The 16,331-nt window shown below is 71.5% G+C and carries 9 protein-coding genes; 6 read left to right on the forward strand and 3 right to left on the reverse strand.

The window, feature by feature from the left end:
- The first annotated feature begins 1 nt into the window (after window position 1).
- Window positions 2-1,033: an alanine racemase gene (locus FB457_RS20700; protein ID WP_047016786.1), complete on the forward strand. Its 1,032-nt coding sequence runs from the start codon at window positions 2-4 to the stop codon at window positions 1,031-1,033.
- A 155-nt stretch (window positions 1,034-1,188) separates the two neighbouring features.
- On the opposite strand, the gene FB457_RS20705 is transcribed toward FB457_RS20700, so the two are convergent.
- A complete protein-coding gene (locus FB457_RS20705; RefSeq protein ID WP_047016787.1) occupies window positions 1,189-2,790 on the reverse strand; it encodes a glycosyltransferase family 87 protein in 1,602 nt (533 codons plus the stop codon).
- Window positions 2,791-2,943: 153 nt separating this feature from the next.
- The gene (locus FB457_RS20710; protein WP_145782778.1) at window positions 2,944-5,658 is read right to left on the reverse strand and encodes a transglycosylase domain-containing protein; all 2,715 of its coding nucleotides are present in this window, start codon (window positions 5,656-5,658) and stop codon (window positions 2,944-2,946) included.
- Window positions 5,659-6,056: 398 nt separating this feature from the next.
- Here FB457_RS20710 and FB457_RS20715 point away from each other — a divergent pair, with 398 nt between their 5' ends.
- From FB457_RS20715 to FB457_RS20725, 3 genes are all read left to right on the forward strand, one after another.
- Window positions 6,057-6,719 carry a PadR family transcriptional regulator gene (locus FB457_RS20715; RefSeq protein ID WP_047016789.1) on the forward strand — a complete coding sequence of 221 codons (663 nt, stop codon included), beginning with the start codon at window positions 6,057-6,059 and terminating at the stop codon, window positions 6,717-6,719.
- Between the two features lie 47 nt (window positions 6,720-6,766).
- Window positions 6,767-7,849 (forward strand): inositol-3-phosphate synthase, encoded by a 1,083-nt coding sequence (locus FB457_RS20720; RefSeq protein WP_047016790.1) that lies wholly within the window; start codon window positions 6,767-6,769, stop codon window positions 7,847-7,849.
- Between the two features lie 84 nt (window positions 7,850-7,933).
- The gene (locus FB457_RS20725; protein ID WP_186462021.1) at window positions 7,934-9,268 is read left to right on the forward strand and encodes an MFS transporter; all 1,335 of its coding nucleotides are present in this window, start codon (window positions 7,934-7,936) and stop codon (window positions 9,266-9,268) included.
- A 60-nt stretch (window positions 9,269-9,328) separates the two neighbouring features.
- Here FB457_RS20725 and FB457_RS20730 read toward each other — a convergent pair whose 3' ends face one another.
- Window positions 9,329-10,789, reverse strand: a complete 1,461-nt coding sequence (locus FB457_RS20730) for a CCA tRNA nucleotidyltransferase (RefSeq protein ID WP_047016791.1) — start codon at window positions 10,787-10,789, stop codon at window positions 9,329-9,331.
- 232 nt (window positions 10,790-11,021) lie between these two features.
- Between FB457_RS20730 and FB457_RS20735 the strand changes: the two genes are divergently transcribed.
- Together FB457_RS20735 and murJ are read left to right on the forward strand one after the other, a co-directional pair.
- A complete protein-coding gene (locus FB457_RS20735; protein WP_145782841.1) occupies window positions 11,022-13,418 on the forward strand; it encodes a DUF6049 family protein in 2,397 nt (798 codons plus the stop codon).
- 48 nt (window positions 13,419-13,466) lie between these two features.
- Window positions 13,467-16,268, forward strand: a complete 2,802-nt coding sequence (gene murJ / locus FB457_RS20740) for a murein biosynthesis integral membrane protein MurJ (protein ID WP_047020121.1) — start codon at window positions 13,467-13,469, stop codon at window positions 16,266-16,268.
- Window positions 16,269-16,331: the final 63 nt, after the last annotated feature.

Here is a 16,331-nt window from a genome sequence, read left to right on the forward strand (position 1 = left end):
CATGCCGCTCACCCTCTACGTCGATTCCGCGCGGTGGCGCGCACACCAGCAGCACATCCTGGAGCAGTTCCCCGGACTCGTCCCCGTCTGCAAGGGCAACGGGTACGGCTTCGGCCACGAGCGCCTGGCCGCGGAGGCCGGCCGGCTGGGGGCGAGTCCGCTGGCGGTCGGCACGGTGTACGAGGCGGCGCGGGCGCGCGACTTCGTCAGCGGCGACCTGCTCGTCCTCACCCCGTACCAGCTCACCGAGGAGCCCGTCCCGCTGCCGACGCGGGTGATCCGCACCGTCGCGTCGGTGGACGCGGTGGGGCGGCTGGTCGGGGCCCGGGTCGTCATCGAGGTGATGAGTTCGATGCGGCGGCACGGCGTGACGGAGGAGGAGCTGCCGAAGCTGGCGTCGCTGCTGTCGGACGTGACGCTGGAGGGCTTCGCGATCCACCTGCCGCTGGACCGCACGGACGGCTCCAGCGCGGTGGACGAGGTCATAGCGTGGATGGACCGGCTGCGCGCGGCCCGGCTGCCGCTGCACACGATGTACGTGAGCCATCTGCGGGCGGACGAGTTCGAGCAGTTGCAGCGGCAGTTCCCGCAGACGCGCTTCCGGGCGCGGATCGGCACCCGGCTGTGGCTGGGCGACCACGACGCGACGCACTACCGGGGCACGGTGCTGGACGTCACGCGCGTGGCGAAGGGCGACCGCTTCGGCTACCGGCAGCAGAAGGTGTCGGGCGACGGCCACCTGGTGGTGGTCGCCGGCGGTACGTCGCAGGGCGTCGGCCTGGAGGCGCCGAAGGCGATGCACGGGCTGGCGCCGCGGGCCAAGGGCGTGGCGCGGGCGGGGCTGGCGACGGTGAACCGGAACCTGTCGCCGTTCGTGTGGGAAGGCAAGCAGCGGTGGTTCGCGGAGCCGCCGCACATGCAGGTGTCGATCCTGTACCTGCCGGCGGAGTCGTCGGCGCCGGTGCAGGGGGACGAGATGGTCGCGCATCTGCGGCACACGACGACGCAGCCGGACCGGGTGGTGGAACGCTAGCGGTTCGCCCACCGCGTACGGCACGGAGTGTGCCGCGTACGGCGTAGGACGCACGAAGGGCCCGGAGCCGCGGCTCCGGGCCCTCGCTGGTGTCCGGAGCGGGACGGCCCGGCCTGACCAACCGCTCAGAATGCCCGGTCGGACGCCGTGCGATGTCACTCGACGGGGGACACCCGGCCCGCCTGCGCGCTACGTTCCACACCCCACCGCACGCGCATCGTGCCCGGCGCTCCGCCCGCTCCCGGGGCGCCCGGCGCACCCGGCCCGCCCCCGAAGCCCGGCCCGCCGTGCACGCCCGCCGCGTGCCGCCCGTGGCCTGCCTCGGCCAGCACCCGCACGTCCCGCGCCCGGTCCAGGACACCGCCGCCGGGGTCGTCGTCGCCGAGGCGGCGCACGGGATCGCGGTCCGGCATCACGATGTCCCGTACGACCACCGCGCACAGGTACAGCGTGCCCAGCAGATGCGCGGCGATGGCCACGTGGTAGCCGTCCGGGGGCAGGCCCTTGGCGTCCTCGCCGCCGTTGGTGTAGGCGAGGTAGAGCCAGATGCCCATGTAGTACCCGACCTCGCAGCCCTGCCAGATGAGGAAGTCGCGCCAGCGCGGCCGGGCCAGGGCGGCGAGCGGGATGAGCCAGAGCACGTACTGCGGCGAATAGACCTTGTTGGTGACGATGAACAGCGCCACGATCAGGAACGCGAGCTGCGCGAAGCGCGGGCGGCGCGGCGCGGCGAGCGCGAGGGCGCCGATGCCGAGGCAGCCGAGGACCATCAGGGCGGCGGCGTAGATGTTGGCGTCGTCCAGGGGCTCGCCGGAGCGCTGGGAGATGATCAGCCAGAAGGAGCCGAAGTCGACGCCCCGCTCCTGGCTGAAGGTGTAGAACTTCGCCCAGCCGTCCGGCGCCCTGATCATCACGGGCAGGTTGACGACGAGCCAGGCGCCGGCCGCGGCTGCGGTCGCGGTGGCGAACTGCCGTAGCCGCCCGGCACGCAGGCAGAGCAGCAGCAGGGGCCACAGCAGCAGCACGGGGTAGAGCTTGGCGGCGGTGGCGAGGCCGAGGAGCACGCCGGCGGCGACGGGGCGGCTGCGGGACCAGGCGAGCATCGCGGCGGCGGTGAGGGCGACGGCGAGCAGGTCCCAGTTGATCGTCGCCGTGAGCGCGAGCGCGGGGGCGAGGGCGACGAGGAGCGCGTCCCAGGGCCGGCGCCGGTGCGTACGGGCGACGCAGACGGCGACGATCGCGACGCAGATCATCAGCATGCCGGCGTTGACGAGCCAGTAGACCTGCTCGCGGTGCACGAGGTCGTCGCCGCCGGGCGTGAGCCAGGAGGCGACCTCCATGAACAGCCCGGTCAGCACCGGGTACTCGAGGAACTCCATCCCGCCGGACGCCTCCGGCGGGATGCGGTCGAAGTACGGCGTGAGGTCGTCGGCGAAGCCGCGGCCCTGGTAGAGGTGCGGGATGTCGGAGTAGCAGGCGCGGGTGTACTGGGCGTTGGCGCCGGAGAACCAGGCGCCGTCGTAGCACGGGTACTTCTGCACCATGCCGAGCGCGAACATCCCGATCGCCACGAGCGCGATCACCCGCACCGGAGTCCACCAGGAGCCGCCGAGCAGCGCCCGGCGCCCGAGCGGGCCACCGAGGACCTCGCTGCCGCGGGCGGCGATCTCGTCGTGCCGGGTGGGGGGGACGGGCGGCTCGTCCGGCGCCGGGGCGGCGGCCGGCCGCCGGGCCGGGTCGTGGTCCACGCTCGTCATGGGGCCATCCTGCCGTACGGGGGCGGGGCGCAGGCGGGCGTACGTGCACCGCGCCCGGTGGAACGGGCCGGCCCCGGCCGCGCAGAGGCGACCGGGGCCGGGGCTCCCGCGGGGCCGCTCAGGAGACGGAGGCCCGGGGCGGGGCGGCGGGCGTCAGGGGATCAGTCCTCCGCCGTCGTCGCCGCCGCTTCCTCCGTTGCCGTTGCCGCCGTTGGGCTGGCCGCCGGTGGTCGTCTCTCCTGTCGTCTCACCGGTCGTCGTCTCCCCGGTCGTCTCACCGGTCGTCGTCTCCCCGGTCGTCTCACCGCCGGGATCACCGCCGTTGGTGGCGCCGCCGGACTGGCACTCCAGGTCCCACGGCTCACACGTCTGGCTGGGCGGGGGCGACGTCGAGGGCGGCGGGCTGCTGGTGGGGTCGTCCGGCTCCTCGCTGGGCTCGCTCTCGGTCGGCTCGGGGTCGATCGACGACTGGGTGGGGCTGGGGACGCCGCCGCCGTCGACGATGTCGCCGAGCGGGTCGGGGACGGGGAACTCGATGACGTCCGTGCCCTTGAGGGCTTCCTTCATGTAGTTGGTCCAGATCTCGGTCGGGATCTGGCCACCGTGGATGGAGTCGAAGCCGCCGGTCCCGTTCATCGAGAGGAGTTCCTGCTTCTCGCTCCGCGGGTCGGTGCGGAAGAGGGTGACCGCCGTGGACAACTGCGGGGTGTAGCCGACCCACCACGCGGACTTGTTCTCGTCGGTGGTACCGGTCTTCCCCGCGGCCGGACGGCCCAGGTCCTTGGCGGCGGCGCCGGTGCCCTCGCCCAGCTCGCCGTACTCGCCGTTCACCACCTGCTCGTTGAGGATCTTGGTGACGTTGTCGGCGACGTTGGCGTCCATGCCGCGCTCGGTCGGATGGTCGTCGTACCCCGGCAGTTCGTCGCCTTTCTTGATCACCTTCGTCACCGAGTACGGCTCGATGTGCTCGCCGGAGGCCGCGAAGGTCGCGTAGGCGCTGGCCATGCGAATGGCGCTGGGGGTGGACGTACCGAGCGAGAACGAGGCGTCCAGATCCTCGCGCTTCGGCATGGACTCCTCGAGGATGCCCGCCGACAAGGCGGTCTTCTGGACGTTCGACAGACCGACGTCGACGCCGAGCTGGACGAAGGGGGAGTTGATGGACAGCCCCATCGCCTTCTCCAGCGTCACGTACCCGTAGGGGTAGTCGCTCTCGTTGACCTGTCTGAAGTCCTCACCGTCCGGGCCGGGCATGGGGTCGCCGTTCTGGTCCCGGATGATGATCTTGTTGTTGCCGTTGTACTTGCTCTCGGGCGAGATCGGCTCGCCCTCGCTCCGGTACGTGCCGTTCTCGAAGGCGGACGCGAGGACGAAGGGCTTCCAGGTGGAGCCCACGGGGACGCCGAGGGTGTCGGCGTTGTTGGTGAAGTGGTCGTTGTCGAAGCCCTCGCCGCCGTAGAGGGCGACGATCTTCCCCGTCGTCGGATCGACGGAGGCTCCGCCGAACTGGACGTACTTGTCCTTCTCCCGGGTCTTCGGGTCGAGGTACTCCTTGCGGGCGTCGTCGACCGCCTTCTCCATCTGCGCGACCTTCTTCTTGTCGAAGGTCGTGTAGATGCGGTAGCCGCCGCGCTCCAGCTCTTCCTTGCCGATGTTGGAGTTCTTCAGGACGTATCTGTTGGCCGTCTCGATGAGATAGCCCTTCTGACCCGTCAGTCCCGCGCTGGGGTTGTACTTCTCGATCTCGGGGAACTTGTCGTACTTGGCCCGCTCGGCCGGTGACATCATCTTCTGGCCGTCCAGCTCGACCTCGGTCTGCCGGTCGAGGATCCACTCCCAGCGCTCCTCGGCGCGCTTGCGGTTGTCCTCCGGCGAGGCGCCCGGGACGGAGCCGCCCTGGGGATCGTAGAGGTCGGGACCCTTGAGGACGGCGGCGAGGAAGGCGGACTGGTCGGGCTTGAGGTTCTCGGCGTCGACGCGGAAGTACGCCTGGGCGGCTGCCTGGATGCCGTAGGCGCCGCGGCCGTAGTACGCGGTGTTGAGGTAGCCGGCGAGGATCTCGTTCTTGTCGACCTTCGCGCCCACCTTGATGGAGACGAACAGCTCCTTGACCTTGCGGGAGAGCGTCTGCGACTGGTCGTCGAGCATGGCGTTCTTCACGTACTGCTGCGTGATGGTCGAGCCGCTCTGGGTGGAGCCGCCGCCCGCCATGTTGATGACGGCGCGGGTGATGCCCTTGGGGTCGATGCCCGGGTCGGAGTAGAAGGTGGCGTTCTCCGCGGCGATGACCGCGTTCTGCATCTCCTTCGGGATGTCTTCCAGATCGACGATCTGGCGGTTCCTCTCACCGCCGTACGTCGCCATCTGGGTGCCGTCGGACCAGTAGTAGACATTGTTCTGGGCCCGGGCGGCGGCCGCGACGTCGGGCACGCTCACCAGCATGTAGCCGAGGAAGAAGAGCCCGACGAGTGCGCCGAACCCGAGCACGCACATCCCCATGACCTGCTTCCAGGAGGGGAGCCAGCGGCGCAGGCCGGTGTGGTTGGAGCGGGGGTAGTCGATGAAGCGCTTCCGCGGCGGCGGCTCGGGGCGGCGCCTGCGGCGCGGGCCGTCGTAGCCGCCGGCGGCGGAGTGGCTGCGGCCGTGCCCGGCGGCCGCTCCGGCCGCCGCACCCGCACCCGCTCCGGCACCCGCACCGTAGGCGGTGTTCCCGTCGGGGGCTCTCCTTCTGCCACCGCCGCCTCCGGCGGCCCGGCGGCCGGCCGAGACGCCCCCGTCCGCGCCGGGCGTCCCGCGGCGGCCGGAGTGCGCGCCGTGACGGCCTCCTCCGCGGCCGCTGTTCGGCGGCTTGCGACGGTGCTCGCTCATGAAGGGACTACTCCTCGAACAGGTGGCATCGCCTGTGGGCGTTTTCTGTCAGCCGGTCCCCCCGATGCACGACCGGTTCTCTGTCCTCTGGCAACCAGCCGCACTGTACCGAGGACGAAGACGTCCGCATGCGGCTCCCGGTTCCCTTCGGACAGCATGCGGAACAGAGTACGCACCGGCGTTGCCCGCTTTGCGCCGGGTATTACGCGCTTTACCGGACACTTCGGCGCGCCCGGTCAAGCCGATGTGACGCCGTTCACAGAACCCTCACTTGCTGCTGCCCGAGCACCGCCCTATCGTTTAGATGTATCGAGTCGATACATCCGCGCGACACATCGGTGCGACACATCGGCCCGGTATACCCGAGCGGGACATCCGCGGCACGGAAGGAGGCGGCGATGAGCAGGCGCTCAGGCATCCTGGAATTCGCCATCCTCGGTCTGCTCCGCGAGTCCCCCATGCACGGCTACGAGCTGCGCAAGCGGCTCAACAGCTCGCTAGGGGTGTTCCGCGCGTTCAGCTACGGCAGCCTCTATCCCTGTCTGAAGACTCTCGTCGCACAGGGATGGCTGACGGAGGAGACCGCTCCTGCACCCCAGGACGGTCCCGCCGTACCGCTGGCGGGCCGGCGCGCCAAGATCGTCTACCGGCTGACGGCCGAGGGCAAGGAGCACTTCGAGGAACTGCTCGCCCAAACCGGGCCCGAGGCGTGGGAGGACGAGCACTTCGGCGTCCGCTTCGCCTTCTTCGGCCAGACGTCGCGTGACGTACGGGTCCGCGTGCTCGAAGGCCGGCGCAGCCGGCTGGAGGAGCGCCTGGACAAGATGAGGACGTCGCTGGCGCGCACGCGCGAGCGACTCGACGACTACACCCTGGAGCTGCAGCGGCACGGGATGGAGTCCGTCGAGCGCGAGGTGCGCTGGCTGACCGAGCTGATCGAGAGCGAACGGGCGGGGCGCGACGAGCGCCCTTCGGGGAACGCCGGTTCGGCAGAGACGGGCGGCCTGCCCCGTGACCGGGACAGCACCCGGCCGGATCCGTCCGACGACACCGCCATCTGAGGCCCTGCCCTGGCACGGCCTCAACGAAGAACAGGGAGCAACCGTCAATGGGTTCGGTTCGTGTAGCCATCGTCGGCGTGGGCAACTGCGCCGCGTCCCTCGTGCAGGGCGTCGAGTTCTACAAGGACGCCGCCCCGGGCAGCCGGGTGCCCGGGCTGATGCATGTCCAGTTCGGGGACTACCACATCCGTGACGTCGAGTTCGTCGCGGCGTTCGACGTCGACTCCAAGAAGGTCGGCCTCGACCTGGCCGACGCCATCGGGGCGAGCGAGAACAACACCATCAAGATCTGTGACGTGCCCAACAGCGGCGTGACCGTGCAGCGCGGCCACACGCTCGACGGCCTCGGGCGCTACTACCGCGAGACGATCGAGGAGTCCGCCGAGGAGCCCGTCGACGTCGTGCAGGTGCTGCGGGACCGGCAGGTCGATGTGCTGGTCTGCTACCTGCCGGTGGGCTCCGAGGACGCCGCGAAGTTCTACGCGCAGTGCGCCATCGACGCCGGCGTGGGCTTCGTCAACGCGCTGCCGGTGTTCATCGCGGGCACCAAGGAGTGGGCGGACAAGTTCACCGCGGCCGGCGTGCCGATCGTCGGCGACGACATCAAGTCGCAGGTCGGTGCCACCATCACGCACCGCGTCATGGCGAAGCTCTTCGAGGACCGGGGCGTCATCCTGGACCGTACGATGCAGCTCAACGTCGGCGGCAACATGGACTTCAAGAACATGCTGGAGCGTGACCGGCTGGAGTCCAAGAAGATCTCCAAGACCCAGGCCGTCACGTCCCAGATCCCCGACCGCGACCTGGGCGAGCACAACGTGCACATCGGCCCGTCTGACTACGTCGCCTGGCTGGACGACCGCAAGTGGGCGTACGTGCGGCTGGAGGGCCGCGCCTTCGGCGAGGTGCCGCTCAACCTGGAGTACAAGCTGGAAGTCTGGGACTCCCCGAACTCCGCGGGCATCATCATCGACGCGCTGCGCGCCGCGAAGATCGCCAAGGACCGCGGCATCGGCGGCCCGGTGCTCTCCGCGTCCTCGTACTTCATGAAGTCCCCGCCCGTGCAGTACTTCGACGACGAGGCGCGGGAGAACGTGGAGAAGTTCATCCGCGGTGAAGTCGAGCGCTGAGCGCCACTCCACCGCCGACGACTCGCCGTCTTCAGGGGCCCCGGGCTGCAGCCCGGGGCCCCTGGGCATGTGATGCTGAACGCCATGCCCGTTGTCCGCGACCTCCGCAGTCTGCTGCGGCTGCACGGCTTCCGCCGGCTGCTGGCCGTACGGCTGCTCTCCCAGGGCGCCGACGGCGTCTACCAGGTGGCGCTCGCCGCGTACGTGGTCTTCTCCCCCGAGCGGCAGACCTCGCCGGCCGCCATCGCCTCCGCGATGGCGGTGCTGCTGCTGCCGTACTCGCTCGTCGGCCCCTTCGCGGGCGTGCTGCTGGACCGCTGGCGGCGCCGGCAGGTGCTGCTCTACGGGAACCTGCTGCGCGCCGTCTTCGCCGCGGGCACGGCGGCGCTGCTGCTGGCCGGGGTGCCGGACTGGCTGTTCTATCTGTCCGCGCTCTCCGTCACCGCCGTCAACCGCTTCGTGCTCTCCGGGCTCTCCGCCGCGCTGCCGCGTGTGGTGGACACCGAGGAGCAACTCGTGGTCGGCAACTCCCTGTCGCCGACCGCGGGCACGCTGGCCGCCACGGCCGGCGGTGGCGTCGCCTTCCTCGTCGGGCTGGCCGGGCCCAAGGGGGGCACGGCGGACGCGCTGACGGTGCTGGTCGGCTCGGGGCTCTATCTTTGCGCGGCGGTGGCGTCGCTGCGGATGGCGCCGGGGGCGCTGGGGCCGGACCCGGAACTGGTGCTGCCGCGCATAAGGGCGGCGGTCGCCAGCACCGCCCGCGGGCTCGTCGCGGGGGTACGGCATCTGCGTGAGCGGCGCGAGGCGGCGCAGGCGCTGTCCGCCATGGCCCTGATGCGATTCTGCTTCGGTGCCCTGACGGTGATGCTGCTGATGCTCTGCCGCTACGCCTGGTCCGACGGCGAGGACGACGGCATGGCGCTGCTCGGTGTGGCCGTCGGGCTGTCGGGGCTGGGGTTCTTCGTCGCGGCGGTGGTGACGCCGTCGCTGGTGACACGGCTGGGCCGGTCCGGCTGGATGACGCTGTGCGCGGCGCTGGCGGCGGTGCTGACGCCGGTACTGGCGCTCTCCTTCGCGCCGGGGCCGATGCTGGTCGCGGCGTTCGTCCTCGGCGTGACCACGCAGGGCGTCAAGATCACGACGGACACGGTGGTGCAGTCGTCGGTGGACGACGCATACCGCGGCCGGGTCTTCTCCCTCTACGACATGCTCTTCAACGTCGCCTTCGTGGGGGCCGCGGCCGCAGCTTCGGCGCTGCTGCCCGCGGACGGGCGCTCGGCGCTGCTGGTGGCGGGAGTCTCGGTGATCTTCGCGGTCATCGCCTTGTCGATGTTTCACGTGAAACACGTGCCCGTGGAACAGGAGCACCCGCCGGTCCTGGAGGGCGGCGCCGAGCCCCATGTTTCACGTGAAACGTGAGACCCACGCGGGTGCGCTGCCGCTGTTCTGGTACGCCGCCGGCCTACGGACCCGTAGGCCCTACGCCGGCGGGTTCTGCTCCGCCCACCACGCGCGCAGCGCCTCGACCGCCGCCTCGTGGCCCATCGGCCCGTGCTCCAGCCGCAGCTCCAGCATGTGCCGGTACGCGCCGCCGACCGCCGGCCCGGGGCCGATGCCGAGGATCTTCATGATCTCGTTGCCGTCGAGGTCGGGACGGATCGCGTCCAGCTCCTCCTGCGCCTGCAGCCGGGCGATGCGCTCCTCCAGCCCGTCGTACGCCCGCTGCAGGGCCAGCGCCTTGCGCTTGTTGCGCGTGGTGCAGTCGGAGCGGGTCAGCTTGTGCAGCCGCTCCAGCAGCGGCCCGGCGTCGCGCACATAGCGGCGCACGGCGGAGTCGGTCCACTCGCCGGTGCCGTAGCCGTGGAAGCGCAGGTGCAGCTCGACCAGGCGGGAGACGTCCTTGATCTGGTCGTTGGGGTACTTCAGCTTCGTCATCCGGGCCTTGGTCATCTTGGCGCCCACCACCTCGTGGTGGTGGAACGAGACCCGGCCGTCCTTCTCGAAGCGGCGCGTGCGCGGCTTGCCGATGTCGTGGAGGAGCGCCGCGAGGCGCAGCACCAGGTCGGGCCCGCTCTCCTCCAGCGCGATGGCCTGCTCCAGCACGATCAGGGAGTGCTCGTAGACGTCCTTGTGCCGGTGGTGCTCGTCGCGCTCCAGCCGCAGCGCGGGCAGCTCGGGCAGCACGTGCCCGGCCAGCCCGGTGTCCACGAGGAGGTGCAGACCCAGGCGCGGGCGGGGTGCCAGGAGGAGCTTGTTCAGCTCGTCCCTCACCCGCTCGGCGGACACGATCTCGATGCGCGCGGCCATGTCCGTCATCGCCGCGACGACCTCCGGCGCCACCTCGAAGCCCAACTGGGCCGCGAACCGTGCGGCCCGCATCATCCGCAGCGGGTCGTCGCCGAAGGACTCCTCCGGGGTGCCGGGGGTGCGGAGCACCCGGGCCGCCAGGTCGTCCAGACCGCCGTGCGGGTCGACGAACTCCTTCTCCGGCAGCGCCACGGCCATCGCGTTGACCGTGAAGTCGCGGCGGACGAGGTCCTCCTCGATGGAGTCGCCGTACGACACCTCGGGCTTGCGGGACGTCCGGTCGTACGCCTCGGAGCGGTACGTCGTGATCTCGATCTGCAGCTCGCCCTTGCGGCAGCCGACGGTGCCGAACGCGATGCCCACCTCCCACACCGCGTCGGCCCAGGGGCGGACGATGTCGAGCACCCGCTCGGGGCGGGCGTCGGTGGTGAAGTCGAGATCGTTGCCGAGCCGGCCGAGCAGCGCGTCCCGGACGGAGCCGCCTACGAGCGCCAGCCGGGCGCCGGCGTCCTGGAAGCGGTGCGCCAAGTCGTCGGCGACGGGGGAGACGCGCAGCAGCTCGCTGACGGCGCTGCGCTGGGCACGGCTGAGCGTGGCCTGCTGGGTTCGGTGGTCTTCGCGGGCATTCGGCACAACAGAACAGGGTACGGCCCGTGCGCCGCGGGACCGCAACTGGCCACCCTCCGCGGCCTCTCCGTTCGGCCCGGGTGCCGATCGGGTGGCGGAGCGCCCGGAGGTTGACGCGGTCCCCGCCACCCGGCGTCCCGTACCTCGTTACCATCGGGGTCCAAGGCAGGCGGCACAAGGCCGCGGGCCGGGCACGAGGACTATGAGGACGGGCGAGCGCGTGGCCGAGCTGGCACATTTGACCGGGTCCCCGGGCGGCTCTCCCGCCCGTCCCCCGGCCCACCGGCGGCTGCTGACCGCCCTGCTGCTCGTGGCGCTGCTGCTGCCGGCCGCACTGGTGCAGATCCCGACGGCGGGCACGGCCCACGCGCAGCCGTCCGGCTCCCGCTCGGTGAACGTGTCCGTGGACTATCTGAACCCCTCCGTCCCCTCCGGGGGCGACGATCTGACGGTCTCCGGCAAGGTCACCAACAAGACCGACGCCAAGATCACCGACCCGCATGTCTCCCTGCGCCTCAGCGGCCCGCTGACGAGCCGCAGCGAGGTCACCCAGGCCACCGAGCGCACGGGCTGGCTCTCGGACTACGACGGGACGGAGATCGACGGCCCCGGCACCGAGGAGCTGAAGACCCTGGCTCCCGGGATGAGCCGCGACTTCAGCATCACGATCCCCGTGAACCGGCTGCCGCTGGACGCGCCCGGCGTCTACCAGCTCGCGGTCTCCCTCAGCGGCACCTCCGCCGCCGCCGGTTACGAGCAGGTGCTCGGCATCGAGCACACCTTCCTCCCCTGGCAGCCCGACGACCTGTCGACCAAGACCCGGCTCACCTTCGTCTGGCCCGTCATCGCCACCCCCCAGCTCACCGCGCGCACCGAGCCGGACGAGCAGCAGACACAGACGCCGGTGCTCGCCAGCGACCGGCTGCTGGAGCAGATGGAGCCCGGCGGCCGGCTGCAGCAGATGGTCGCGCTCGGCGAGGAGTTGCCCGTGACCTGGGTCATCGACCCGGACCTGCTGGCCACGGCGTCCGCGATGACGGAGGCGTACAACGTGGTGGACGAGGACGGCGAGACCGTCCCCGGCAAGGGCCAGGACACCGCACGGCAGTGGCTGGCCGACCTGCGGAACGCCGTGAAGGGCCGCGAGGTCGTCGCGCTCCCCTTCGGCGACCCCGACCTGGCCGCCATCGCCCATCGCGGCCGCAAGGTCTCCGGCACCCTCGATCAGCTCGGTGACGCCACCACTCTGGCCCGTACGACCGTCGAGTCGGAGCTCCACCTGGAGCCGGAGACCGACCTCGCCTGGCCGGCGGAGGGCGCGATCGACAAGCGCATCGTCGGCGTCGCGGGCGCGGCCGGGGCGCAGTGGATCCTCGCCCGCAGCGACAGCATGACCGAGAGCGGCCTGTCGTATACGCCGACCGCGGCCCGCCCCATCGGCGGCGGCCGGAAGGCGCTGGTGGCCGACGCACAGCTCTCCCGGGCCTTCGAGGGGGACATGAGCCGGGCGGAGACCTACTCCCTGGCCATCCAGGAGTACCTGGCCCAGACCCTCGTGACGACGCTACAGCAGCCCAATCTGCAGCGCAGCATCGTGGTCGCGCCGCAGCGCACACCCACGCTCGGCCAGGTGCAGGCGATGGCCGAGGCACTCGGCGGCCTCGACACCAGCACGTGGATGACGCCGCTGAACCTCAGCAGCGCCGCGGTGGAGCCGGCGGACCCGGGCGCCAACCGGGCGGTGCCGAGCACCGGGGCGTATCCGAAGAAGCTGCGGAAGCAGGAGATCCCGCGCGCGGCCTTCGAGCGGATCCTCGACACCCGGCAGCACCTCGACAACTTCTCCGTCATCCTCGACAACAGCCTCCGGGTCACCGTTCCCTTCGGCAACGCGCTGCTGCGCGAGATGTCCACGCAGTGGCGCGGGCGGAAGACGGAGGCGGAGGCGTTCCGGCGGGAGGTACAGGGCTACCTGGAGGACCTCACCTCGCAGGTGCAGCTCATCGACAAGTCGGACCTCACGCTGTCCGGCAACAGCGGCACGATCCCGGTGACGGTGCAGAACAACCTCCTGCAGAACGTCCGCGGGCTGGAGCTGCGGCTGACGTCGGACGTGCCCAGCCGGCTGCGGATCGAGGAGGAGCGGCAGTCCATCGAGGTGGCGGGCGGCCACAGCACCTCGGTGAAGTTCGAGGCGTCCGCGCGGGCCAGCGGCCCGGTGACCATCACCGCCCAGCTCTACACCGCGGACGGCAGGCCCTTCGGTGCAAAGAAGACCTTCCAGGTGGAGGTGACGTCCATCACCTCCACGGTGCTGCTCGTCATCGGCGCCGGGATCCTGCTGCTCGTCCTTGCCGGGGTACGCATGTACTCGCAGCGCAAGCGCGCCGCCCGGACCGCGGAGACGGGCGAAGAGGCGGACGGGAACAGGGACGAGGACGGAAACGGGCACGGGGGCGGCGGCACCGGCGGTGCCGGGAGCCCGGAGGACTCGGCGGATCCCGGTAGCGACGGCGATACCGGGGAAGCCGACAAGGAGGCACACGGAACGCACCACACCGGGGGCGACCGCGCCGACGACACCGACACGGAAAGCGGTGCCCGGTCGGGTGCCAGTGAGAGAGTGGAGCGGTGAGAACGACCAGGCCGTTTCCAGGCCGGCCATGACCCTTGTGGGGTGTCGATGAACGCGCCGTACGACGGTGACCGCAGTCAGGGCACCGGCGATCCCGCGAACCTTCCGCCCGCCGGGTCGCCTCCGCCTGCCCACCCGCAGTCCCCGGCCGATCAGCAGAACGCCGATCCGTACGCGCCCGACCCCTACGCGCAGCCCCTCCAGGACCCGTACGCGCAGTACCCGCAGGAGCACTACGCCCCGCCGGCCGCCGACCCGTACGGCCAGGGAGGTCCGGGCCACTACGGACACCCCGCCGCTGCCGACCCCTACGCCCAGCACCCGCCCCAGGCCCACCCGGGGACACAGGACCCCTACGCACAGCCCGGCCAGCAGGGTCAGCACGCACAGCCCGGCCAGCACGGCGGGCAGCCCCACTACGGGCAGCCGCAACCGCCGCAGCACGGTGGCCCTCCGCAGCAGGCCCACCCCGATCAGTACGGCCCCCCCACGCCCCCCGCGTACCAGGGGCAGCCCGGCGGCCAGCACGCGCCCGACCCGTACGGCAGGCAGGGCCAGGACCCCTACGGCCGGCCCGCCGACCCGTACGCCGCCGGCCCGCAGCCCTCCGCCCCCCAGGCGCCGCACGACCCCCGCTCCCCGTACCAGCAGAGCGACCCCCGGGCCCCGCACTACCCGCAGCAGCCGCACCACCCCCAGGGCGGGCAGCCGCAGCACCCGCACGCCGACCCCCGGGACCCGTACGCCCAGACCGCCGCCCAGGGCGCGCCCGGCCCGTCAGCGCCCTACTCCCACGACCCGTACCTCCAGGACGCCTACGCGCCCGACCCGTACCAGCAGCGCGCCGACCCCCTCGGCGACGCGTTCTACGACCACGCCGCCCACCCCCCGCCGCCCGCGGGCAGCCGGCCCGCCGCCCAGCCGCCGTACCAGCAGCCGCCCTCACCGCACTACCGCACGGACCCCCGGCAGTGGGCCGACCCGCCCGCGCCCGAACCCGACGGACCCACCCGGCACCTGCGCTACGGCGACGAGACCACCCAGTTCGTCGGCATGGACGACCTCGTCACCGGGGCCGGCCGACCGGCGCAGCCGGAGCCGGACGCCTTCGCCCACCTCTTCCGCGACCAGCGCGCCCCGCAGCCGCCGCCGGGCCTCCAGCCGCAGCCCGCGGCGGCGCCCGCGCCCGTACCGCCGCAGCGCCGCGGCGGCCGCGTCGCGAGCCTGGCGCGCTCCAGCGCCGTCATGGCCGCCGGCACCCTCGTCTCGCGCATCACGGGGTTCCTGCGCACGCTGGTGATCTCCGCGGCCCTGGGCGTCGCGGTCCTCGGCGACACCTACACCGTCGCGTACACGCTGCCGACGATGATCTACATCCTCACCATCGGCGGCGGCCTCAACTCCGTCTTCGTCCCGCAGCTCGTGCGCGCGATGAAGAACGACCCCGACGGCGGCATCGCCTACGCGAACCGGCTGCTGACCCTCGTCTCGGTGATCCTCGGCGGGATGGTCCTCATCGCGGTGTTCGCCGCCCCGCTGCTCATCCGCGCGATGTCGGTGAAGATCGCCGACAACCCGCACTCCAACGAGGTCGCGATCACCTTCGCGCAGTACTGCCTGCCCACCATCTTCTTCATGGGCATCCACGTGGTGATGGGGCAGATCCTCAACGCACGCGGCAGCTTCGGCCCGATGATGTGGACGCCGGTCCTCAACAACATCGTCATCATCGCCACCTTCGGCCTCTTCCTCTGGGTCTACGGCACCTCCGACTCCTCGGCGATGGACGAGACCACCATCCCGGCGGAGGGCGTGCGGCTCCTCGGCGTCGGCACGCTCCTGGGCCTCGTGGTGCAGTCGCTGGCGATGATCCCGTACCTGCGGCAGACGGGCTTCAGGATCCGGCCGCGCTTCGACTGGAAGGGCCACGGCCTCGGCAAGGCGGCCAAGCTCGCCAAGTGGACGTTCCTCTTCGTCCTCGCCAACCAGGCCGGCATGCTCGTCGTCACGCAGCTCGCCACCTGGGCCGGCGAGTCCGCCGCCGAGGTGGGCCACAAGGGCACCGGCATCATGGCCTTCCAGAACGCGCTGCTGATCTGGCAGATGCCGCAGGCGATCATCACGGTGTCGGTGATGGCCGCGATGCTGCCGCGCATCTCCCGGGCGGCCTCCGACGGCGACCCCAACGCGGTGCGCGACGACATCTCGCACGGCCTGCGCACCTCGGCCGTCGCCATCGTGCCGATCGCCTTCGCGCTCGTCGCGCTCGGCATCCCGATGTGCACCCTGCTCTTCGCCGCGGTCGGCAGCGACGCCGCCACCTCGATCGGGTACGTCCTGATGGCCTTCGGCCTCGGGCTGATCCCCTTCTCCGTGCAGTACGTCGTCCTGCGCGGCTTCTACGCCTACGAGGACACCCGCACGCCCTTCTACAACACCCTGATCGTCGCCGCGGTCTTCGCGACCGGCTCGGCGATCTCCTTCCTCCTCCTCCCCGACCGGCACGCGGTCATCGGCATGGCCGCCTGCTACGGCGTCGCCTACGTGGTCGGCGTCGGCGTCGCCTGGCGGCGGCTGAAGCAGCGGATGGGGACCAACGACCTCGACGGCGCCCACGTCGTCCGCACGTACGCCCGCCTCATCGGCGCCAGCATCCCGGCGGCGCTCGCCGGCGGCGCGGCCGCGTGGGCCGTGACGGACAAGCTCGGGGAGGGCGTCACGGGGTCCCTCGCGGCGCTCGTCGTCGGCTCACTCGTCCTCGGCGCGATCTTCTACGTGGCCGCCCGGCGGATGCGGATCCAGGAGCTGAACGCGATGATGGGGATGGTCCGCGGCCGCCTCGGCCGGTAACCGGGGGCACAACCTTCCGTCATCGCCGTGTGTCGTGGATGACGTGAGGCTGTAGGCACAATT

It is taken from the genome of Streptomyces sp. CNZ287, from assembly GCF_007827615.1.

Excerpts from the sequence above, each read along its gene's own strand:
- FB457_RS20700 (WP_047016786.1), top strand. The coding sequence starts at position 2 with ATGCCGCTCACCCTCTACGTCGATTCCGCGCGGTGGCGCGCACACCAG.
- FB457_RS20705 (WP_047016787.1), bottom strand. The coding sequence starts at position 2,790 with ATGACGAGCGTGGACCACGACCCGGCCCGGCGGCCGGCCGCCGCCCCG.
- FB457_RS20710 (WP_145782778.1), bottom strand. The coding sequence starts at position 5,658 with ATGAGCGAGCACCGTCGCAAGCCGCCGAACAGCGGCCGCGGAGGAGGC.
- FB457_RS20715 (WP_047016789.1), top strand. The coding sequence starts at position 6,057 with ATGAGCAGGCGCTCAGGCATCCTGGAATTCGCCATCCTCGGTCTGCTC.
- FB457_RS20720 (WP_047016790.1), top strand. The coding sequence starts at position 6,767 with ATGGGTTCGGTTCGTGTAGCCATCGTCGGCGTGGGCAACTGCGCCGCG.
- FB457_RS20725 (WP_186462021.1), top strand. The coding sequence starts at position 7,934 with ATGCCCGTTGTCCGCGACCTCCGCAGTCTGCTGCGGCTGCACGGCTTC.
- murJ (WP_047020121.1), top strand. The coding sequence starts at position 13,467 with ATGAACGCGCCGTACGACGGTGACCGCAGTCAGGGCACCGGCGATCCC.